The sequence below is a fragment of the Pseudoalteromonas sp. S8-8 genome, assembly GCF_000497875.1.
In the GTDB taxonomy this organism is placed as follows: domain Bacteria; phylum Pseudomonadota; class Gammaproteobacteria; order Enterobacterales; family Alteromonadaceae; genus Pseudoalteromonas; species Pseudoalteromonas arctica.
This window is the reverse complement of record NZ_AUTR01000069.1, coordinates 1-22,142: the sequence shown is the minus strand read 5'-3', so window position 1 is coordinate 22,142 and position 22,142 is coordinate 1. Positions and strand designations below refer to the sequence as shown.

General features: G+C 39.0%; 18 protein-coding genes and 4 pseudogenes. 3 read left to right on the top strand and 19 right to left on the bottom strand.

All coding sequences use genetic code 11. The annotated features are described in order from the left end of the window. Positions 1 to 200 precede the first annotated feature (200 nt). Entirely contained in the window at positions 201 to 467 is a 267-nt protein-coding gene (locus L659_RS0120540; protein WP_024591730.1) for a type B 50S ribosomal protein L31, read from the top strand. Further along, a complete protein-coding gene (ykgO, locus tag L659_RS0120535; protein ID WP_024591729.1) occupies positions 464 to 598 on the top strand; it encodes a type B 50S ribosomal protein L36 in 135 nt (44 codons plus the stop codon). Before L659_RS0120540 ends, ykgO begins: the two co-directional genes overlap by 4 nt. Positions 599 to 660: 62 nt before the next feature. Here ykgO and L659_RS0120530 read toward each other — a convergent pair whose 3' ends face one another. After that, positions 661 to 1,047, bottom strand: coding sequence for an OsmC family protein (locus L659_RS0120530; protein WP_024591728.1), 387 nt, complete (start codon positions 1,045 to 1,047; stop codon positions 661 to 663). Positions 1,048 to 1,130: 83 nt separating this feature from the next. Next, positions 1,131 to 1,520: a cytochrome b562 gene (locus L659_RS0120525; RefSeq protein WP_024591727.1), complete on the bottom strand. Its 390-nt coding sequence runs from the start codon at positions 1,518 to 1,520 to the stop codon at positions 1,131 to 1,133. Between the two features lie 613 nt (positions 1,521 to 2,133). Between L659_RS0120525 and L659_RS0120520 the strand changes: the two genes are divergently transcribed. Beyond that, positions 2,134 to 4,980: a TonB-dependent receptor domain-containing protein gene (locus L659_RS0120520; protein WP_024591726.1), complete on the top strand. Its 2,847-nt coding sequence runs from the start codon at positions 2,134 to 2,136 to the stop codon at positions 4,978 to 4,980. 326 nt (positions 4,981 to 5,306) lie between these two features. Here L659_RS0120520 and L659_RS0120515 read toward each other — a convergent pair whose 3' ends face one another. From L659_RS0120515 to L659_RS01000000123110, 17 genes and pseudogenes are all read right to left on the bottom strand, one after another. Beyond that, complete coding sequence (locus L659_RS0120515; protein WP_024591725.1) at positions 5,307 to 7,085, bottom strand: sugar phosphorylase; 1,779 nt, start codon at positions 7,083 to 7,085, stop codon at positions 5,307 to 5,309. A 55-nt stretch (positions 7,086 to 7,140) separates the two neighbouring features. Next, a complete protein-coding gene (locus L659_RS0120510; protein WP_002958673.1) occupies positions 7,141 to 8,361 on the bottom strand; it encodes a glycosyl transferase in 1,221 nt (406 codons plus the stop codon). Continuing rightward, entirely contained in the window at positions 8,354 to 10,099 is a 1,746-nt protein-coding gene (locus L659_RS0120505) for an HAD-IIB family hydrolase (RefSeq protein ID WP_024591724.1), read from the bottom strand. Before L659_RS0120505 ends, L659_RS0120510 begins: the two co-directional genes overlap by 8 nt. Positions 10,100 to 10,243: 144 nt before the next feature. Next, positions 10,244 to 11,482: a uracil-xanthine permease family protein gene (locus L659_RS0120500; protein ID WP_007580880.1), complete on the bottom strand. Its 1,239-nt coding sequence runs from the start codon at positions 11,480 to 11,482 to the stop codon at positions 10,244 to 10,246. Positions 11,483 to 11,491: 9 nt separating this feature from the next. Beyond that, entirely contained in the window at positions 11,492 to 12,121 is a 630-nt protein-coding gene (gene upp / locus L659_RS0120495) for a uracil phosphoribosyltransferase (protein ID WP_024591723.1), read from the bottom strand. 146 nt (positions 12,122 to 12,267) lie between these two features. Continuing rightward, on the bottom strand, positions 12,268 to 13,224 hold the full coding sequence (locus L659_RS0120490) for a phosphotransferase (RefSeq protein WP_024591722.1): 957 nt from the start codon (positions 13,222 to 13,224) through the stop codon (positions 12,268 to 12,270). Between the two features lie 222 nt (positions 13,225 to 13,446). Next, positions 13,447 to 14,421: pseudogene (locus L659_RS01000000123120) on the bottom strand (transposase). A gap of 106 nt (positions 14,422 to 14,527) precedes the next feature. Beyond that, a pseudogene (locus tag L659_RS0120480) lies at positions 14,528 to 14,749 on the bottom strand (Mobile element protein); the annotation flags it as partial. 94 nt (positions 14,750 to 14,843) lie between these two features. Continuing rightward, positions 14,844 to 15,635, bottom strand: a pseudogene (locus tag L659_RS01000000123115) (transposase); the annotation flags it as partial. A gap of 134 nt (positions 15,636 to 15,769) precedes the next feature. Further along, positions 15,770 to 16,168, bottom strand: a complete 399-nt coding sequence (locus tag L659_RS0120470) for a hypothetical protein (RefSeq protein ID WP_024591720.1) — start codon at positions 16,166 to 16,168, stop codon at positions 15,770 to 15,772. Then, entirely contained in the window at positions 16,165 to 17,922 is a 1,758-nt protein-coding gene (locus L659_RS1000000123980; RefSeq protein ID WP_024592114.1) for an RHS repeat-associated core domain-containing protein, read from the bottom strand. The genes L659_RS0120470 and L659_RS1000000123980 overlap by 4 nt, the downstream gene beginning before the upstream one ends. 164 nt (positions 17,923 to 18,086) lie before the next feature. After that, entirely contained in the window at positions 18,087 to 19,061 is a 975-nt protein-coding gene (locus tag L659_RS0120460; protein ID WP_024591718.1) for a transposase, read from the bottom strand. A 94-nt stretch (positions 19,062 to 19,155) separates the two neighbouring features. After that, positions 19,156 to 19,254 (bottom strand): annotated as a pseudogene (locus tag L659_RS1000000123975) (kinase); the annotation flags it as partial. 270 nt (positions 19,255 to 19,524) lie between these two features. Further along, positions 19,525 to 20,007 carry a hypothetical protein gene (locus L659_RS0120455; RefSeq protein ID WP_024591717.1) on the bottom strand — a complete coding sequence of 161 codons (483 nt, stop codon included), beginning with the start codon at positions 20,005 to 20,007 and terminating at the stop codon, positions 19,525 to 19,527. Positions 20,008 to 20,131: 124 nt separating this feature from the next. Next, positions 20,132 to 20,557, bottom strand: coding sequence for a hypothetical protein (locus L659_RS1000000123280; protein ID WP_024591716.1), 426 nt, complete (start codon positions 20,555 to 20,557; stop codon positions 20,132 to 20,134). An 87-nt stretch (positions 20,558 to 20,644) separates the two neighbouring features. After that, the gene (locus tag L659_RS0120445) at positions 20,645 to 20,869 is read right to left on the bottom strand and encodes a hypothetical protein (protein ID WP_024591715.1); all 225 of its coding nucleotides are present in this window, start codon (positions 20,867 to 20,869) and stop codon (positions 20,645 to 20,647) included. Between the two features lie 220 nt (positions 20,870 to 21,089). Further along, a partial coding sequence (locus L659_RS01000000123110) for a transposase (protein ID WP_024589690.1) occupies positions 21,090 to 22,142 on the bottom strand: 1,053 nt, incomplete at its 5' end.

Genomic DNA, 22,142 nt, shown 5'->3' with positions numbered 1-22,142 from the left:
TTTTAACTCTTAAATATAGTTATAACAGCCTAAACGCCAATAGCCAGCATTTTTGATTCAAGTGCTTATTTTTTGATTTGTTTGCGCAAATAGCCAGCAATTACGGCCTTTTTGAGGAACATTTAAATAATTTGCAATGGGAGAATAAATACGTTAAATTTAAATGATATATTATCACATATCATTTATTGAGGCGCATTATGAAACCAAATATTCATCCTGATTACCACGTGGTTGCTTTTCACGATACCGCTGCCGATTCTTACTTTATTATTGGCTCAACCATAAAAACGAGCCGCACAATAGAAATAGACGGTAATACATATCCATACGTACCTATTGATGTATCAAGTGACTCGCACCCATTTTATACAGGCAAGCAAAAAACAACCGCTACAGATGGCCGCGTTGCGCAGTTTAATCGTCGTTTTAAAAGTTTATCGACTGTTAAAAAGGAAAAGGTATGAAAGTATTAAGCTCTCTAAAAAGTGCCAAGCAACGTCCGGGGTGTCAAATTGTAAAACGCAAAGGCCGCGTATTTGTAATTTGTAAAAAAAACCCACGCTTTAAAGCAGTACAAGGACTGAAAAAGAAATAAGTTAAACGGGGATGCTCAACATATAATTAGGTAGCTTGCTTAAGCTACCTAATTTAGGGGGACTATTTTACCACTACTGAAAACTCTGGTACTGCCTGAATTACTTTTTTTACCGTACAGGTATTAACGGCTGCAATAAGCGCCTTTTTATATTTATCAGGGAAGCCTTCTGGTAAGTTAATCTCAATTGAAAATAGCTTTTTACCGTTGTCATCTACATTTTCGTTATTTTGAGTAAGCGTCATACCTTGCGTTGAAATATCACGCTGCTCGCAAAACTTACGCGCATAAAAACCTGCACATAAAACCATACTTACTAAAAAATAATCAAACGGTTCTGGATACTCTGCATTGCCACCAGCGTTTACGCTTTGATCGCTTATTACTTCTAGGTCGCCAAATTTAGCGCTTTGCTTTTGGCCTTCTAACATTGAAACTGAAATTTCCATTGTGTTTCCTTATATTTATTGCTGCAGATACCTTTAACGCAATTAGCTTAAAAGTAGCTACTAAAGATACATATAGTTTAGGTTTATGAACCGAACAGTAATTCAAAGAACCCTGGAGGCTCGTGTAACTCATGATATTTTTTACGTAAATTATCTATATTTTTCAGTGGTTCTTTTGCCGCACTTAGCCCCTGCTCGTTTGCTGCTTTTTTTGCAAGTTCAGCTTGAGCAATCACTTTATCAAGGCCCTGCAATGACTGCTCATGTTTTTTGTAAAACTTACCTGTTTTACTCACTTTAACCAGCTTTATAAATTCATCAATCGCAGTATTAAATTCACTAAGTTGAGTTGCCTGCACCGCTTGTTTATATGCAAGGCCCGTGTTTTTCATATTTACTTCAAGATCGACTTCTTGCTGCGCAAAAGACATTGAACTAAACGCAAAGGTAAAAATAATAACTAAATACTTCATGGTCAAACCTATTAATTAAAAACACCTAAATTGTATCAAGTTTACGTAGCAAAGTAACTTTACGAGCTGTTATGAGCACTTTGAGCTGTAAAGGGGGTTTACAAATCAATCATTTTAAAGCCGCAATAGTGAAAAATATTCAAATAACGATTTTTTTGAATAAAAAACACCTAATAAAAATCACTTTAAAAGAGTAATAACACACATAAACTTTACAAATAAGTACATATAACACTCGCTGACAACTTCATATAAATAAAAATTAATATGTGAATAATTATAAACCGCAAAAAATTGACTTAAAAAACAACTTAAAATTTAACAAATAAAAACCAATGTTAATAACTAAAATATATAAGAAAAACTAAATGTAAAAACACCTCAGTAAATCATTTAAAGGGCCTTTGTAATTAATACCAAAAAACACAATAAAAGTTCTTCAGGTTATTTCAAGTTGCTTATTTTACAGTGAGTTAGCTGCTTTTAATAAAATAATCAGCATGCAATAATCGCCGCCCTCATAAAAAAGTTATAGGGCTTTATCCAAATACAAACTGCATTTGGATAAAACTACATTGTATTTAATTACTATAAAATGTTCTCTGGGAATCAAATGAAACGTCATAATTTACTTTCTACTAGCATTAAATGTGCATTAATTACTGCTGCTGCAACAGCAAGTAATTCTGTGCTTGCACAAGATGAGCAAGCAACAAAAATTGAACGTGTTGAAGTAACGGGTTCACGTATTTTACGTGAAGGTGCTATTGCGCCTGCACCTGTTACAGTTATCAGTGGCGAGCAGCTAATGAACACTGGCGCAGTAAACATTGGTGAAGCGCTAAATAACTTACCTGCACTTGGCAATACATATTCTATGGCTAACTCAGGCCGTTTTATTGGTACTGCGGGTTTAAATATTCTTGATTTACGTAACATGGGTACAGATCGTACTTTGGTACTTGTAAATGGTAAGCGTCATGTATCAAGCTCTGCAGGTTCTCAATCTGTAGATACCAACACGATTCCAAGTGTATGGGTTGAACGTGTAGAGATAATTACTGGTGGTGCATCTGCTGTATACGGTGCTGATGCGGTAACAGGTGTTGTTAACTTTATATTAAAAGACAACATTGAAGGCATGGACTTTAGCGTTACACGTGGTTTTGCCGATTTAAGCAGCTACAACAACGAAAAAGCGACGTTCTCATACGGCTCTAACTTTGATAACGATCGTGGTAATGCAGCTTTTGCTATTGAGTACTCAGGCCAGGATTCATTAAACGCGCTTGATCACCCTTGGACTAGCACTTCGTTTAGTAGTTTACGCAGAGAAGTTTTACCTGGTGAAGATACAAATAGCTTAGACTTTCCTGATAAAATTTTAACGCCAAATGCAGGTTATTACGCAATTAATAACGCGGGTGTTTACGCACTCGAAGATTCAACTAAGTTTATCAATAGCTTTAACCCTGACAGCAGCGCCCGTGATTTATACATAGGTAATAATGTAGATTTGTATTCATGTGCAGAATGTGACTTTTTCAACCTAGGTCAATTTGAAGAAATTCAACCTGAGTTTGAGCGTTACAACGTAAACTTTAAAGTTAACTACGATGTTACCGACGACTTAAACGTTTACTTTGATGCTAAATATGTAAACAGCCAAGGTGAAAGCATAGGCCAACCTGCATTTTTCTTCTTTGACGATGAAAACAGCATTAAAATCGACAACCCTTACCTAGACCCAGCCATCAAAGCGCGTATGGAAGAACAAGGTGTTGATTCGATCATGGTTAACCGCATGATGACCGACCTTGGCCGCCGCATTGAAAACAATACGCGTGAAACAACGCGCTTTGTTACCGGCTTAAAAGGTACTGTATTTGAAGATTGGGAATTAGATACATCAGTTGTTTATGGCCAAACTGATCTAGAGCGTGAAAACGGCGCTAACATGATTGTAGCCAACTACTTTAATGCACTTGATGCAGTTGAAGATACAAATGGTAACGTAGTATGTCGTAGTGCTGCAGCCCAAGCTGATGGCTGTGTTCCTGTAAATATTATGGGGTTTGGTTCGCCATCTCAACAAGCCATTGATTACATTAATACGGTATCTGTTGGCACATCAACTATTAAGCAAACAGTTATTTCTGGCTCACTTGCTAATGGCGCTATTTTTGAATTACCAGCGGGCTATGTAGGTGTTGCATTTGGTGCTGAGTACCGTAAAGAAGAAAGCGAAACAAAAGAGCCTGATAACGCTGAAGGTACTTTCTTTAACGCTCTGGGCGAAGATAAAGGCTCGTTTAATGTTCGCGAAGTATTCTTTGAAGCGACGATGCCAATTTTAACTGATTTACCGCTTATTCAAGACTTAGTGTTTGATACTGCAGTACGTCATGCTGACTACAGTACGATTGGCGAAGCAACTAGCTGGAAACTTGGCCTTGATTGGACTGTAAATGATGAGCTACGTGTACGTGTAACACAATCTGCTGCGCTTCGTGCGCCTAACATTAGTGAAGTATTTGGTGCAGCAAGCCAAACTTTCTACAATGTAGACGACCCGTGTCGCGCTGACAACCTAGGTGATTTATCAAACGGAGCAACCCGCACTGCAAATTGTGCCGCGTTAGGTGTAGCGAGTGACTTTAACTCAGGTTACGATGCAGCCTCATTAGATGGTTTAAGCAGTGGTAACCGCGATGTAAAAGGTGAAGAGTCAACAAGTACAACTGTAGGTATTGTTTACCAACCAGAGTTTTTAGAAAATGCGCTACTTACTATTGATTACTGGGAAATTGAACTTGAAGATGCAATTGACACAATTAATGCGCAAGACATTCTTGATCGCTGTGTTGATAGCGCAACAGGTATAAACAATCAATACTGTAACTTAATTACACGTAATACTAATAGTGAAATTACTTTAATTCAAAACTCAGTACTAAACGTTGCCGGTCAAAAGGCATCAGGGGTAGATTTTGAACTAGGTTACGACTTTGACGCGCTTGAAGGTAGCTTTAAAACACGCTTAATTGGTACTTACTTAATTGAACGTAAAGATTACCCGTTCCAAGACGACCCTAGTAACTACATTGAATACGCAGGTACTACAGGTGAAGCTAAGTGGCAAACTAACTTATCTGTAAGTTATGTTATGGATAACTTTTTCTCAACAGTTGAAACACGCTTTTTGAGTGAAGTAGAGCTATACACAAATTTTGAACTTGATAGCAACCCTAACCCAAGTAATCAAATGTCTTATGGTAAATACTTTATTACTGATATGACTGTAGGTTACAACTTTAATAGCGGTTTAGGCGTTAAAGTAGGTGTTGATAACGTATTTAACCGTAAACTTCCGTACGGTTCACGTGGTACAAGCGCGGGTAGCGCAAGTTACGATAACATTGGCCGCTTTGGCTACATTAACTTAAGCTACAGCTTATAATTAATAAAATAACTTATTAGGGCGTGTTGATCATTGGTGGGTGAATTTGCAGCAGTATGTTTGGTTTTTAGGCAAGGCAGAGCCTATGTAGTGTGGTTATTCCCCATAAATAGGCGATAACGCAGCATAAATACCAAACATGCGCTGCCCGAAGGGTTCTTTCTAGGGACGATTAACTCTTTGTTGCTCGGTTTTTACTTAGCCCACTAGGTTACAAACCTCGCGTCGCGATTTAATCGCCCCTAGATTGAACAAATTTCAATCCACAAAGATCAACACGCCCTAGTTAAAACAAAGGCTCGCAGTGCGAGCCTTTTTAATAGGTCTTATTTAATATTACTCAGCCACACGCTTTGGTATGGTTCTAGCTCTATCGTTAATTGGCTTTCTTCAATCGTTTTATTTGCAACCAAATCAAACCACTTTTGGGTGTTAATTAAGTTTAAGTCGGCCAATGTGAGTGTTTGTGGTTTATCGCTAATGTTATAAACACAAAATATGCTTTGGCGCCTGTCAATGCTTTGTCTCCAAAAACCAAATAACCCACCCGCTAAATGCAGCGTAAACTGTGTAGCATTTGGGTGAAAGGCACTCTGCTTTTTGCGTACTGCCAATAAGCTTTTTATGCCGTTAAACACTTTATGATGATGACTATACTTTTCACCAATTGCAGCCAGTAGCTTTGATTCTTGCCAACGATGGCGGTTAATAGCGCGGTTATGCTGTGAATTTTCAAATCGGTCGTAATCGTTAGTTGTACCCAACAAACTATGAATATAAAGCCCTGGGATACCTTCAAGTGCAAACATAATTGCGTGAGCACACATAAATCGCTCAAGGCCAAACTTATCGGGGCCATTGTGCGTCCCTTGTAGTGCATCAAATAAAGCAATATTTAGCTCGTACGGTGTATGTGTGCCATCGTTACTTGTACGCATAGATACACGACCACCAAACTGCATGGTTGTACTTACTAGTGACGCCACTTCGCTAGGTTGTAGTAAACCTTCAATTGGTCTGAGCCCTACTCCATCATGCGAGGCTATAAAGTTAAAGTATGCCGTACCATTTTGCGCAGGCGGCATGCTCATCATCCAATGCTTTATTGCAGTACTATCACCACTAAGTAATGTATGAAGCAACAATGGCGGTAAGGCAAAGTTATAAATACTGTGCGCTTCGTTAGCGTTACCAAAGTACGATAGGTTTTCTTGGTTTGGAATATTGGTTTCGGTAATTATAACTACGCTGGGCTCTGCGTGCTCAATAAGTGTTCGCATTAGCCTTACTGCTTCATGTGTTTGCGGCAAGTTAATGCAACTTGTATTAAGCTGTTTCCACAAAAATGCAACCGCATCAAGCCTAAACAAACGCACGCCATTGTCTAAATAATGCCTAATTATTCCCACAAACTCTTTAAGTACATCAGGATTGCCAAAGTCAAAATCAACCTGATCGTGACTAAACGTACACCACACATGTTTTTCGCCGCTTGGCGTAGTTACAGTATTTAATAACGATGAGGTTCGCGGGCGTACAACTTGGCTTAAATCATCCGTTAAGCTCGCCGTTTTGAAGTAGTCTTTACCCGGGTGTAAATCATTTAAAAAGTTCTCAAACCATACACTTCTGCTTGAACAGTGGTTAATAACTAAATCTGCCATGAGTTTTACATCTTTAGCTATATTTTGAATATCATTCCAATCACCTAGCGACTCGTTAACTTGCACGTAGTTCATTACGGCAAAGCCTTCATCTGAGCTGTACGGGTAAAATGGCAATATATGCAGCGCATTTAACTGCATATCACATTGCTCTTTTATAAACCTGTGTAGTGTTTTAAGCGGTGCCTCCATTGGGCTCGATACGGCAAATTCACTATCATCGTGTTTAATAATAGAATCGCCATAAGCAATCAATACTATATCTTGTTCATCCCATCTGTTTGTATGGGGGGTCGGGTCGCGCAGTGCATTGCTACCTAATATAATTTTAATGAGTTGCTGAGCTAGCTCAGTAACCGATAAAGGCAGCTCAACCCCCTCATAAATAATATGAAGATGTTGCTCTACTCGTTGTAAAAATAATTCGCTAACTGAAATCACATGCGCCCCTAATATTTATTGTTTAGACTTATAGGCTAGTTAACCTGCACGCAGGTTAACTATATTCTTCGTTATCTAGCTCTACGGCTTCTTTTAAGCGCTCAAGTACGTCTGGCATTGCTGATACAACACGGTTCCAACTTGGCACAAATGGCGCTTCCATTGGGTTTTCTAAAAAGTGTTGCCCTGCTTCCATAATATTTTGTGCAAACATTTCTACTGCTTTTTCTTCTTGGTGTACATCAAGCGTTAACCCGTTCATAAGCGCATCGTTGTGATAGGTTTCAATAAAATCTAGCCCGATACGATAGTAAGTCGCTTTTAATGAACGAATTGTTTCGCTGGTAAAAGTAACACCTTGTGTTGCCAGCTTTCTAAACAATGCCTTAGTAATATCAATCGACATTTTAGACAAGCCTGCGCTTTGGTCATCAAGTGAAAGTTCTTGGTGCTTATGATCGTAATTATCTGCAATATCTACTTGGCATAAGCGGTTATGGGAGTAATTACGATACATTTCACTCAGTACGCCTATTTCAAGGCCCCAGTCACTTGGAATGCGAATATCGTTTAAAACATCGCGTCTAAACGAAAACTCACCTGCAAGTGGGTACCTAAAAGAGTCCATATATTCAAGGTAGTCGGTATTGCCTAAAATTGTTTTAAAGGAGCGAAGCAAAGGCGTTACTAATAAGCGCGATACACGGCCATTAATTTTGCCATTCGCAGTACGCGGGTAAAACCCTTTACAAAATTCATAGTTAAAACGCGGATGCGCAACGGGGTAAATTAAGCGAGCAAGTAAGCTTCTGTCGTAGGTTAAAATATCACAATCATGCAGCGCAATAGATTCCACCTCTGCTGTTGCTAATTTATAGCCCATGCAATACCACACATTACGGCCTTTACCCAGCTCACGCGGTGCAACGCCTAGCTCTTGTAATTCTTTATCAAGTGCTTGTAAGCGTGGGCCGTCGTTCCATAATACTTTATGGTTTTGGTTTAGCTCTTTAAAAAAACCAAGTGCATGGCGATACTGTGCTTCGTCGGCTCTATCTAAGCCTATGGTAATTTGCGATAAATACGGTACTTCGCGTAATTCGCTAACTATATTTTGCAGTGCAGGGCCTTCGAGTTCACTAAATAACGAAGGAAGTATTAATCCCATTGGGCGCTGCTTGCTAAAAGTAAGTAGCTCTTTTTCTAGATCCTCAATTGGTCTGTCGGCAATGTTATGTAATGTAGTAATAATGCCATTTTGATAAAAATCAGCCATGAGACTTTTGCTCCTCAGAAATACTTAAAATACTGCTAATGCACGGCAACGATGTTATTTCTTCAATCCAGCCCAGCGGTGCTGGCGATTGAGAGTATCGTGCTTTATTGTGCGACAATTTAACCGGTTTTTTACTCGCCGGATTGGCGATAATAATGGCGATATTTGCATGCTCTAACATTTGCTTATCGTTATCGCTATCACCCAATGCAATGACCGTGAGAGGCTTTCTGAAATGATGGGTAAACTGTTTAACTAACCACTGCTGTGCAGCGCTTTTATCGGTATTTTTGGCAATATGAATGAAGCGCCCACCAATTTTTATATCGTAGCCGAGTGCTTCAACATCGTTTACAAAGGCTGTGAGTAATTCGTCGTTGCCATACCAATAAAGAGGGTCTGAATAATCGCGGGTTTGTGCGCGTCTTGCTTGCGCATCATCGAGCCCTGTAAGTTCTGATATTTGCTCACTCGATAAGTCACTAAACAATTTGTAATGTGCTTTATAATCTGCCTTTAAAGTATTTAGATCATCTAATAAACTCGATAGCGGCTTTGCCATTGCGTAGCACCAGTAAGCGCCTATTTTTTTGCAACCAATAGGCTTAAGTTCAAAATAATCTTCTGGAATAAATACCGCTGCACCGTTTTCAACAATAAAAGGCTGTTGAATATTTAAATCGTTTTTAAGCTCTATAACTTCGCAAAAAGTTTTACTGGTATTAAACACCACAGGAATATGTGCATTTTGCAGCTGCTGTAATAACTCACTGATATTATTGGTATTGTAATCGGCGTGATCGAGTAATGTACCGTCCAAATCTGTAAAAATAATGGGTTGAAGTGTGTCATCACTCGTTAGGTGCATACCGCTAATATCGCGGTTGCTATCAAGTTCAATTAAAGCGTTTGCTTTAGCGCTCAGTGTGTTTAAGTTCTCACGCGTAATGCGCTCAAAATGAGAAATAAAATACACCAATTGCTCGTTAGTCATGGTGCCTGAGCCTTCACCTTTTTTGGCTATTAACTTTTGTTCTTGCTCTTGTCGCCATGTAAAAACATCACTAAAACTCGGTGCTTTTAGCATAACGGTATAATCAATTAGGTTAAAAACAGCTTTATATTCGTTTGCCAAACAGCTGTTTACACAGCGGCGCCAAACGCCTTCTTTATCAAGTTGTTGCTCTAATTCGTTAAGCGGTTCACTCAATGAAAACAGTGGTTGTGGCTCACTACCTACGCACCACCCTTCTAAAATAATAATATCAACGGGCTTTTTGTTTGTCAGCCAATCACTTGCTGGCACGCAGTCGTCTTCGTGTTTATTAAAACGCGGAAGCGGTATGTTTACCTCACCTGCAAGTAAGTTAGTTATTGTGCTATTCATTAACGCTACGTCGTGAGTACCCGGTACTCCGCGAGTAGTAAAAAGAGGATGTACATCTTTGGCAAGCTCAGTACGTGCTTGTTTTGCTAAATAAAAGTCATCAATCGACAATGCAACACTATTAAACGGAGTGTTTTTAGAAAACCAGGTAACTAAAAAATCAGCGAGTGTTGTTTTTCCTGAGCCTTGGCATCCATTTATGGCAACAAAAATAGGAGTATTTGTTTTTTTAGATTCGAGGATGTCATGCGCGAGTGGAACAAAATATTGCTCACTCAAATATTGATACTTTAAAGGCAGTTGGTGTTTTGCTAAAAACGGGGTTATATCCACAATATTGGCCTCTGACATAGTTACTCCTTTGCATACAATGCGTCTGGGAGTTAAATGCAGGTACTAGACCATTATTATTTTTATATATTTATTAATAGGTTAAAAAAATAGCGCATTCAAAATGCGCCATTATGGTGCAATCCATTTACCTAATGTACAAAATTAAACTTTTTCAGGTTCTGCTTTTGGTAGTACTAAGTTAAGTACTATTCCTAAAATAGCGCAGAGGCTTACGCCCTCTAAGCTAAATTGGCTGCCACCAATATGCATACCACCAATACCGCACACCAAAATAAGTGCAACAATACTTAAGTTGCGTGGTGCTGTTAAATCATCGCCCGACTTAACCAGTGTATTTAAACCCACTACAGCAATAGAGCCAAAAAGTAGGATCATAATGCCGCCCATTACTGGCACAGGAATAGTTTGCAAACCAGATCCCATTTTAGCTACAAACGCTAAAATAATGGCAATAACGGCTGTCCACATCATTACTTTAGGATTGAAGTTTTTGGTAAGCATTACAGCGCCCGTAACTTCTGAGTATGTAGTGTTAGGCGGGCCACCAAATAACGATGCTGCAGAAGTAGCAAGTCCATCACCAAATAAAGTGCGGTGAAGCCCAGGCTTTTTCAAAAAATCTTTATTGGTTACTTGGCTAATAGCCATCATGTCGCCAATATGTTCAATTGCAGGTGCGATTGCTACAGGTACCATAAACAAAATAGCCTGCCATTTAAACTCAGGCCAAGTGAAGTTTGGTACAGCAAACCACTGTGCGTTAGTCACTGCGTCAAATTGCACAACGCCCATACCAAGCGATAAACAATAACCCGCTACAACCCCTGCTAATATAGGTATAAGCTTAAATACGCCTTTTCCCCATACTGCAAAAATAAGCGTAACCACTAACGAGAACAACGAAATATAAATAGCGCTGGTGTAATCAATAATTTGAATACTGCCGTCGCCACTTTTACCCATCGCCATATTTACAGCAACAGGAGCAAGCGCAAGACCAATAACCATAATTACTGGGCCTACAACAACAGGCGGTAAAATTTTATGAAGCGTTGCAACGCCTTTAAATTTTACTAATAAGCTTAAAAGCATATAAGCAAAACCTGCAACCATTAAGCCGCCCATAGTGGCCGGTACGCCCCACATTTGCACAGCGGCAATAATGGGAGCAATAAAGGCAAACGATGAAGCTAAAAATATAGGCACTTGGCCTTTAGTCACTACCTGAAACAGCAAAGTACCAATGCCTGCGGTAAAAAGCGCAACATTAGGATCCAAGCCCGTTAAAAGCGGTACTAATACCAGTGCACCAAATGCTACAAACAGCATTTGCGCGCCCGTTAAAATAGTTTTTATTGAAAAGGTGTCATTATTTTGCACTTAAGACTCCTAAACAGTGCCGAATATTTTGTCGCCTGCATCGCCTAAACCAGGGATAATATAGCCCTTTTCGTTTAAGTGACTATCTACTGAGGCTGTAAATATTTCTACATCTGGATGAGCGGCAAGTGTTCTCTCTACACCTTCTGGTGCTGCAACGAGTACAATGACTTTGATTTCTTTACAGCCTGCTTTTTTAAGCATATCGATTGTGGCAATCATTGAGCCACCCGTTGCAAGCATAGGGTCAATAACTAGGCTTAGGCGTTCATCAATATTACCTACTAGCTTTTCAAAATAGGGTACTGGCTCGAGTGTTTCTTCGTTGCGTTCAAGACCAACAACACTTACTTTAGCCGCTGGTAATAACTGCATAACTCCATCCATCATACCAAGCCCAGCGCGTAAAATAGGCACTACGGTAATTTTTTTACCTTTAATGTGTTCAACCTTTAGCTTGTTTCCATCCCAGCCTGTAATTTCGTTATCTTCTAACTGTAGATTTTTAGTTGCTTCGTAGGTTAATAAGGTGCCAACTTCAGAACATAATTCACGAAAGCTTTTAGTACTAATACCATGCGCTCGCATTAGGCCTAGTTTATGTTGAACAAGAGGGTGAGAAATAACGTGAATAGCCATGATATAAACCTACTGATACAAGAATTTGCAGTATTTTATATTAAAAAAGGTCATTTGACCTGTAGTTTTATAGAGATTTTCATACATCGTGCCAAAATGTATTGTTTTGCTTGATATTTATGCAAGAGACTAGCAAAACCTGTTTATTAAATGTTACCCGCTAACCAGCTGTTTACTTGCTTAAGCATATAGCTATTTATTTTTTGATGCTCAGGGCTCCACCCAGCCAAAAACCGATAAAAGTCAGTCCATGCAGCAGGCCATAAAGCGAGCCAATCGTCAGCTATTTTACCTGATGGTGCTTTAGGGTGATAAGTTGTAATAGCAGCCTTTAAATTATCAAAATAATACGCAAGGTACTCATCAGCGCATCCGTGTAATTGTGCATCACTTAAGCAACTGGTCATAAAATACATTACATCAATTATCCCGCAACCTGCACCTATATACTGAAAATCATAACCGAGTATTTTATCGTGCTCATTTGCTGCAAAGTTAGCAAGTTTTGCATCGCCATGAATTAGCGTTTTGTACGCACAACTTTGTAGCTGCTCATCTATTTTATGTGCAGCATTTTTAATATCGGACTTTTTATCAAGGTTATCTTTTAGTTTATTAAACTCATCTGGGCGCGTGCTTAAATGCCAGTAGTTGCCTTGCTGCCATAACCCTTCAGCGGGTTTACTTAAGTTAAACGCATGAAAGTGTGCAAGCCACCTTAATATAGCTTTAACATGTTGTGGCCCTGCTTGAGTAAACCCATGTTTGGTAAAGTTTTTAAACACCAGCGCGTATTCATCGTCTTTATTAATTGCACCTATACATTCAATACTTTGCGCATGTACTGGTAAATGTTGGCTATAAAGCTTATAAAATGTGTATTCAACACTATACGAGTGCTGCTTTCTTTTAAGTGCAAATTCGCTTTGTTTAATTTTAGGATGGTGTATATAACTGGGTATTTTAATCGCTTTAATAACGCAGGCTTTATCATCAAGCTGGCACTGCACAATACTGCCACATCCACTCCAAAGTAATGTAAGCGTATCGCCAATTTCAATGTGCTTAAAGTGAGGTTGTAATAAAGGAATGTAAAATGCCATAGCTATATTAAGTAATTAAGTTTTTTGTAGTTTAACATTAGTGGACGTTTTTAATAAAACTAAGGCATAAAAAAGCCCCACTTGGTTTTATACAAGTTTGTATGTAAATAGTGGCCAAAATCACTATGCCACTACACTCTTAATCTAAATTACACGTATGAAAATGCCTGCATGATGCAGTTATGATTTATTAATGAATAGTTTTACTGAATAGTTGAAGCTTTATGCTAGTAGCTTTTCGCAGTTACTGATATTCGCTCGCCGTTTTCGCTTTAAGTTTACACAATAACCTTCTTGTGAGGCTGGCCTGCCTACTGCGCCATGAAATACGCGCGTAAATTGGGTTGTAAGCTTTAACCAGTTTTCTAAAGATATATTCACCCTTTCTAGTAAAGGCAAGTGTGTACTTTCAATATACCCTCGCTTATCTTCTCGTATACAACGTCCTGTTAATTCAACAAGTTCAAGGTACGATTTAAGCTCAAACGGCAGCCCTTTTGGCATTATTTGACGTGGCATGCCTGCAAAGCGCTGTAGTTGTTTTGGTTGTTTACCATCCTTTGCATACGTTAAACGCTGTTTGATGCTGGTATGGCCTGAATCCTCTGGAGTGTTAGCCATTTTAGCTCTAATCGGGTTTAAATCGACATACGCCATGCAGGCCGCTAGGGCTGCTTCATCTAGTAATGCTTGCGATTTGAATCTACCCTCCCAAAACCTGCCGGTACAGTTATCTTCCTTATTTGCTCTGCGAGCAATGTCTTCATTTAATAGCCGCATAAACCAGCTGATACTTGCTAGGCGTTCGCGGTATTATTTAACCGTTTGATTGAAAAAGATGAGTTCAACTTTACTTAGCTTTTCACCTTGTACATATTTTTGCGTTAGCAATGTGCCTTTACAGAGTTTATGCCAGCGGATAATAATCGCTTTATCATTTAGCCTATTCGCTTTTTTATCATCAACATACAAGACTAAGTGCGTATGATTACTCATTACGGCATAAGCACATACATCAATACAAAATATTTTTCCTAATAAGAGCAACCTATCTTCAACCCAGCCTCGTCGATGCTCGTAAGACTTACCTGTAAAGTGGTCTTCGCCACATAAAAATGCACGGCGCACGCAACGCGAAATACAGTGGTAGTATTTTGTATCAGCCAAACTTACTTGACGCTTTCTCGCGATAGCCATAAGACACCCTGCTTGTTTTTTACACTAAACAAAGGCTAGTCTTTAACTTCTAAAAGTGCAAAATTTAGAGTGGGTGTCTTGTTTATTTTTCCTAAATTATTTTTCCTAAATGGGTATGATTACTCATGACGGCATAAGCACATACATCAATACAAAATATTTTTGCTAATACGAGCAACTTATCTTCAACCCAGCCTCGTCGATGCTCATAAGACTTGCCTGTAAAACGGTCTTCGCCACATAAAAAAGCACGACGCACGCAACGTGAAATACAGTGATAGTACTTTGTATCAACCAAACTTACTTGACGCTTTCTTGCGATTGCCATAAGACACTCTGCTTGTTTTTTGCACTAAATAAAGGCTAGCCTTTAATTTTAAAAAATGCAAAATTTAGGATGGGTGTCTTGTTTATTCTCCAGTACTTTCAATATATCCTCGCTTGTCTTCTCGTATACAACGTCCTGTTAATTCAACAAGTTCGAGGTACGATTTAAGCTCAAACGGGAGTCCTTTTGGCATAATCTGACGTGGCATACCTGCAAAACGTAATAACTGTTGAGGCTGTTTACCTTCTGCGGCGCATGTTAAGCGCTTTTGTACACTGGTACGGTCTGATTCTTCTGGTGTGTTAGCCATTTTAGCTCTAATGGGATTTAAATCGACATAGGCCATACAAGCTGCAAGTGCTGCTTCATCTAGTAATGCTTGCGATTTGAATCTGCCCTCCCAGAACCTCCCTGTGCAGTTATCTTCTTTGTTCGCTCTGCGGGCAATGTCTTCATTTAGTAATCGCATAAACCAGCTGATACTTGCTAGGCGTTCGCGGTATTATTTAACCGTTTGATTGAAAAAGATGAGTTCAACTTTACTTAGCTTTTCACCTTGTACATATTTTTGCGTTAGCAATGTGCCTTTACAGAGTTTATGCCAGCGAATAATAATCGCTTTATCATTTAGCCTATTCGCTTTCTTATCATCAACATACAATACTAAATGCGTATGATTACTCATGACGGCATAAGCACATACATCAATACAAAATATTTTTCCTAATAAGAGCAACCTATCTTCAACCCAGCCTCGTCGATGCTCATAAGATTGACCTGTAAAGCGGTCTTCACCACACAAAAAAGCACGACGCACGCAACGTGAAATACAATGGTAGTATTTTGTATCAACCAAACTTACTTGACGCTTTCTCGCGATAGCCATAAGACACTCTGCTTGTTTTTTGCACTAAATAAAGGCTAGCCTTTAACTTCGAAAAGTGCAAAATTTAGGATGGGTGTCTTGTTTATTTTATTAGCCAAAAATAAAGCCCCTTACGGGGCTTTGGGTTCAAAAGTTTAAAATGGTTTGGGTGTTTTATACATATAACGCTTGTCTATGTATAAAACTTCACTATCTATTGAGTTTGCTACGACCAGATAGGCTTTAACATAATCTTTGGTTTCATTATGACCGCCATAAACCATATATGCGATATGATCTTTTTCCAATTTAGGAGCTTGGCAATTCAAAGGTTCATCGTCTATCTCTGCAACTTCAGATACTAACTTAAGTTTTAGTGTTACCTTCAGTAACTCACTCATTTTAATACTTTTACTATCACCGAGACCCAAAGTTTCTCTTGCTTCAATTTCAATGTCTATTGGACAAAATTCCATAGCTTTAACCTCCAAACTCTTAAATCCAATTAATATGAATAAAATAAGAAATCCTGCTATCGTTGATATTTTAATCATTTATCTAAATCCTTCTCTAGCGCTGGTAATGCAATTTCAGATGTGTTTTTTGCTTCCTGGCCAGTTAAATGTTCAAAAGCGTTCCCAGCATAAGTATTAGAATTTTGCCCCCTAGGTTGGTAAGGAATTTTAGCTTGATTTACACCCTTATTAAAAGCCCCAACCGATTTTTGAACTTCTCCCATTGTTGCTTCAACAGTAACTGAAGATAAAGTTTCAGTTCCTGGTTGGTTGAAGTCTACATTAACAGAAGCTGGCGAATCATTGGCAACCAAATTCACGCCTTCATAACTGCTATCCATGATAGCACCAGATGCTCCACCTGGATATTCACCACTGGGGCCGCCTCGGGTTATTCTAGTTTCACCTGTTTCCGTATCTTTGTATTCTACAAAGGCATGCCCAAACTTTCCTACAATTGGTGCATTCCCGATTGGATATGCTTTTAATGCAATCACCGTGTCCATTCCATCGGGATCAACATATTTGTATGGATTATTATTAGCGTAAGCATAACGATTGAAATTGTGAACATTCTTAAACCCAACCGGATCATTACTATAAAACCGCCCGATAACTGGATCATAGTATCGTGCCTGCATATAACTCAACCCTAAGTCGGTGTCGAATTTATGCCCTGTGTACCCTACATCATCTTTGGGGGCTTCTATCGATTCACCAAATGGACGAGCATGCTGACGGCTTTCATTCACTGTTTGCGGTGTTACATCACCATATTTGGCAATCAGTTTTTTACCTAAGTAAATATAGTTAGTGCCGCTGCCGGTTATGGTGTCGCCTTTTTCTCTGTACAGCAATGTACCATCTTGGCTGTACATTGAATAACTTGTACCGTTAGCATCTGCCTGTTTTACGCGGCGGTTATGACCATCATATAAATAGCTGTTGCCTTTGGCTGAAGTAAGCTGATTAGCGCGGTTAAAACTCAGCGTGTATGCGCCATTATTAGTGATGTTACCTCGGGTATCGTAACCTATTGAGCCATATCGACCACTTACGCCGGTTACTTTAGATAAACGATTTTTAGCGTAATCATAGGTATAATTAAGTGTTTTATTCTTATTTTTATAGTACGTAATGTTACCGAGCCCATCGTAGTGCATTTCACTCGAGCCAATACCTGAACCACCAGTGGTACTGGTTAAGCGGTCAAGGTCGTCATACTGTAAATTAGTTAAACTATAGGCGCTGTTTTGGCTATCAATAATCGACGTTACATTTGCATTATTGTCGTAATCATAGGTTAAAGCCATAACAGTACTAGGTATATTACTGCCAGCTGGGCCTGTGTCTTTAAGCTGTTTTGGTAGTAGGCTATCTGCATATAGTGTTGTTTGATGCTTAACACCATTACCATACGTAAACGAACTCAGTGTACCATTAGCATAGTAGCTTGCACTTTTCGCAAAACTTAAATCAACATTTCCACTTTTATACACTTGTGCTTCTGTTGGCTCACCAAAACCATTGGGTTTGAAGTTTACAATAGTTCCATCTGGGTAACCTAACTGTTCACGCTGTTGCAAAGCATTGTATTTATAATTAAGCATTAGAGGTAGCTCATTACCCACAAATAGCTGCTCTTCTTCGAGGCGATTTTGGTTGTTGTACTCATAACGATGAATTACATTACCAGCTGTTAAGGTTTTAACGTTCCCGTTGTTATCGCGCTCGTAGCTAACATCGCCTGAAGAATACAGTAAACTAGACATCCACTCTAATATAACAAACAAAACTGTGCCACTAAATTCGCCATTCAGATTCTGAATTAATCTTTTTTTGCTGAGTGACTTTTATTTTATCCATTAAATAAGTCATTAACCCTATTAAACCTAAATTACACGCATAGAAATGGCTGCATGATGCAGTTATGATTTATTACTGAATAGTTTAAGTTTTATGCCAGTAGCTTTTCGCAGTTACTGATATTCGCTCGCCGCTTTCGGTTTAAGTTTTCACAATAACCTTCTTGTGACGCTGGCCTGCCCACTGCGCCATGAAATACGCGCGTAAATTGGGTTGTAAGCTTTAACCAGTTTTCTGGAGATATATTCACCCTTTCTAGTAAAGGCAAGTGTGTAATCTCAATATACCCTCGCTTATCTTCTCGTATACAACGTCCTGTTAATTCAACAAGTTCAAGGTACGATTTAAGCTCGAACGGGAGTCCTTTTGGCATAATTTGACGTGGCATGCCTGCAAAGCGCAGTAGTTGTTTTGGTTGCTTGCCTTCTTTTGAATACGTTAAACGCTGTTTGATGCTGGTATGCTCTGACTCCTCTGGGGTGTTAGCCATTTTAGCTCTAATAGGGTTTAAATCTACATAGGCCATGCAGGCCGCAAGTGCTGCTTCATCTAATAATGCTTGAGACGTAAAGCGCCCCTCCCAAAAGCGGCCTGTGCAGTTATCTTCTTTATTTGCTCTGCGTGCAATGTCTTCATTTAATAGCCGCATAAACCAACTGATACTTGATAAGCGCTCTCGGTATTGTTTAACCGTTTGATTGAAAAAGATGAGTTCAACTTTACTTAGCTTTTCACCTTGTACATATTTTTGCGTTAGCAATGTGCCTTTACAGAGTTTATGCCAGCGAATAACAATCGCTTTATCACTAAGCCTATTTGCTTTAATATCATCAACATACAGTACTAAGTGAGTGTGGTTACTCATTACAGCGTAAGCACATACATCAATACAAAACACTCTGGCTAATTCAAGCAGCTTATCTTCAACCCACCCTCGTCGATGCTCGTAAGATTGACCAGTAAAACGGTCTTCCCCACATAAAAATGCACGTCGAACGCAACGCGAAATACAGTGGTAGTATTTTGTATCAACCAAACTTACTTGACGCTTTCTTGCGATAGCCATATGACACCCTGCTTGTTTTTTACACTAAATAAAGGCTAGCCTCTAAATTCGAAAAGTGCAAAATTTAGGATGGGTGTCTAGTTTATTCTAGTTTCTGCACAATATTGCCACACCCACTCCAAAGTGATGTTAACGTATCGCCAACTTCAATGTGCTTAAAGTAAGGTTGTAATAAAGGAATGTAAAATGCCATGGTAATATTAAGTAATTAAATTTTTTGTAGTTTAACATTAGTGGGCGTTTTTAATAAAACTAAGGCATAAAAAATCCCCACTTGGTTTTATACAAGTTTGTATGTAAATAGTGGCCAAAATCACTATGCCACTACACTTTGATTTTGAAATTAACTGGATAAAACCATGTCTTCCTAGGTTGAGTATATTTAGGCATTTTAGCCTCTTCAAAGTGATGAGGAGGTGTCCACTAAAACGGGTGAGGAGCAATGTCCTGCTTGAATGGTTTGTTATGTAACCTTTATACCACTTTCCTCAAAAAACTTTTCTAATTTACTTTTATTAATGTTTGATAGAAAAGCAAAAGATCTAAAGGTAATACCGACTTTAGATTTAAAGTCTATTAGGTGACCCAGCGGACCAAGATTATAGGAGCGTATTTCTTGAAGTGAATCAAGTGCAATGTCATCTTTAAAAAAGCCATAACCGTAAAAGTACAACCTATTTTGATGAATTTGAAAAACAGGCTTACTTAAAGCTCTAATAGACCAAACCCAAAGGATAAAACCGACACCAAATAAAATAATCAAAGTAAAATCTAAACGATAGTTAAGCAAGCTAAGTAATAATTCATCATCGCTCCTATTACGAGCCTCTAAGAAATAAACACCTAAAAAAGTTCCTATCGGAACTCCAGGTATTACCCAGATGTACATTAAGAATGCTTTCCACATTGGATAATGTTCTGTGGACGAGTTTCTCCAGAATTTCACGATTCTTCCTTGGTTACATAACTTTTAAATAAGGGGCGCAGGCATGTGGGCTAAAATCCGAACGAAGTGAGCAGCCCACATGTTTGTGTCCCAGCCCGCGCAGCGGGCGAACTTAATTTTTTTGTTATACGTTTGATTGAACAAAAAACTGCCTCATGCCAGTGCTATAGAACACATAGTACGCCCAAACAGCTATTATTGCCCCACCTATTACAACCCCAGTTAAAGAATAAAAAGACATGAAGGCAATAATAGATGCCCAGTATAAAAAAGTACCAACACGGCCAGCCCAGTGTTTATTCACTGAAGCAAAGCAAATTGCAATGATTAGTATGCTAAATAACAGAAAGCCGGGTGCCATACCTGTTAACCAAAATTCTTGATAAGTAAGGCTGCGCCCATTCAACGAATACTCTCCGTTTGGCCAAGGCCAGAAAGCAAAAAGCACCATCAGTGAATATGTAATTGAGTTGAGCATATGCTGAAACCGGAATAACTTTGGCATCCCTTTCGTTTCTTTGAATACTCTCATGAATTTATTAAAAATCATCCTTGATGCCTGTTCGACGTATAACGATTCGAATATGCGGCGCGCGCTGTTTGCGCGTCGCGCCATAATTTGTTTGTTATATGCAAATTACTCAACAGCCTCAGTAGTATTGTTTTGATTAATGTCATTTTTTAACACTAGAATGGCAATATAAATTAAACCGAGTGGCGGAATAAATGCTAATAGCACGCCTATAAATGTAGCTATTTTAGGTGTGCTAGTTTTACGTTTAGCCAAATAATAACTAAGGACGCCGATAACGATCCCAGAGATAAATATTATCTCTCCTAATAGTGTTGCATTGATATTCATACGCGATTCTCCTTTTGCATATAACGAGCCTGTAGATTAACTCGTTTTTAAATTTGTTTTTATTGATAAACAAACCATAGCTGAGTTCCTATTTTGGTTCAATTGATTACTATATTTTTATGCAGAATATAGAAGTGTTTGATATTGTTTTAATTGGCGTTTTGGAAGGGATTACGGGTGTTTGAGTGGCTTTAATTTAGGTTAAAAGGGCTTCCCCTTTTTAATGTATCGTATTTTTCAGCTTTTCTATATTATGAACAAGGCAATACAATTGCCATTGCGCATTTACTTTCGCTTGACCCCGTAAGGTCAATTTATTCATGCCTTTGTTCACTGTAATATTCCCGAACACCGGTTCAATACAGCCGAGCCGTTTGCTGTATTGTCGTCGTCCGATTGGGCTGTCTATTTTAACTTTCATCTTATCGACATAGCTCAGCTTTTTGCGCGATTCATTATTTATAAACTGCACTTGTCGTCCTCTTTCTATCGGTGGTTTTCGCATGCATTGCTGCTGTAGCGGGCATGTTTTACAGTCTTTTAAGTAACCACAGAATCGCGTGTATTGCTGGTTATGGCTGTTTACATTGACCCCGCTTCGCCACATGGCATTGCCTGCAGGGCAGCGGCATGTTTGCGTTGTCTCATCATAATGAAAATCGTCTGAGGTAAATAACCGAGGCTTGCCTTTGCTGCGTTTTAGTCGCCGTTTTTCTTGCTCTGTTTCGTATGTTTCGCTGTCTTTAAATAGCGGATTTCGTTTTCTAAATTGGTTATCCGCAATGTAGGTATCGAACCCACTTTGCGCCATAAACTCAAGATTTACTTCGCTGTTAAACCCACTGTCTGCGGTAAATTTGATGGTGTGTTTATCTGCCATTTTTTCTGTATTGAGTTTAGCAAGCTGCTGTTTTAATTGTGCAACGGCTGGCTGTAAAGTTTGTTGTTCGCCCACTGAGCCCCACGCTTGTGCTTGCAGGATGATTTGATGTTTATCATCGTTTATCGCGATGCCGTTGTAGCCTTGAATTGTCCCTTTTGAGGTCGTCATCTTCGCACTATCTGGGTCAGTGATATTACTTTTAACAGGCTTGCCTTTACTGCCTGTTTTCTCTTCGTGAGTGGCTAAAAACTCGGTGATTTTACCTGCACTTCTATCCAGCTTTTCTTTTTGTTTTAAGTCCTGAGTTATCAACTCTTCGCCCAGTCCATCTTGTGATTGGTGGCGTTCAATAATACGTTTGCTTGCGCGTTCTAGTTTTGCTTTTTTGCG

Coding starts and splice junctions, on each gene's coding strand:
- L659_RS0120540 (WP_024591730.1), top strand. CDS start 201: ATGAAACCAAATATTCATCCTGATTACCACGTGGTTGCTTTTCACGAT.
- ykgO (WP_024591729.1), top strand. CDS start 464: ATGAAAGTATTAAGCTCTCTAAAAAGTGCCAAGCAACGTCCGGGGTGT.
- L659_RS0120530 (WP_024591728.1), bottom strand. CDS start 1,047: ATGGAAATTTCAGTTTCAATGTTAGAAGGCCAAAAGCAAAGCGCTAAA.
- L659_RS0120525 (WP_024591727.1), bottom strand. CDS start 1,520: ATGAAGTATTTAGTTATTATTTTTACCTTTGCGTTTAGTTCAATGTCT.
- L659_RS0120520 (WP_024591726.1), top strand. CDS start 2,134: ATGAAACGTCATAATTTACTTTCTACTAGCATTAAATGTGCATTAATT.
- L659_RS0120510 (WP_002958673.1), bottom strand. CDS start 8,361: ATGGCTGATTTTTATCAAAATGGCATTATTACTACATTACATAACATT.
- L659_RS0120505 (WP_024591724.1), bottom strand. CDS start 10,099: ATGTCAGAGGCCAATATTGTGGATATAACCCCGTTTTTAGCAAAACAC.
- upp (WP_024591723.1), bottom strand. CDS start 12,121: ATGGCTATTCACGTTATTTCTCACCCTCTTGTTCAACATAAACTAGGC.
- L659_RS0120490 (WP_024591722.1), bottom strand. CDS start 13,224: ATGGCATTTTACATTCCTTTATTACAACCTCACTTTAAGCACATTGAA.
- L659_RS0120470 (WP_024591720.1), bottom strand. CDS start 16,168: ATGATTAAAATATCAACGATAGCAGGATTTCTTATTTTATTCATATTA.
- L659_RS0120460 (WP_024591718.1), bottom strand. CDS start 19,061: ATGGCTATCGCAAGAAAGCGTCAAGTAAGTTTGGTTGATACAAAATAC.
- L659_RS1000000123280 (WP_024591716.1), bottom strand. CDS start 20,557: ATGATTTTTAATAAATTCATGAGAGTATTCAAAGAAACGAAAGGGATG.
- L659_RS0120445 (WP_024591715.1), bottom strand. CDS start 20,869: ATGAATATCAATGCAACACTATTAGGAGAGATAATATTTATCTCTGGG.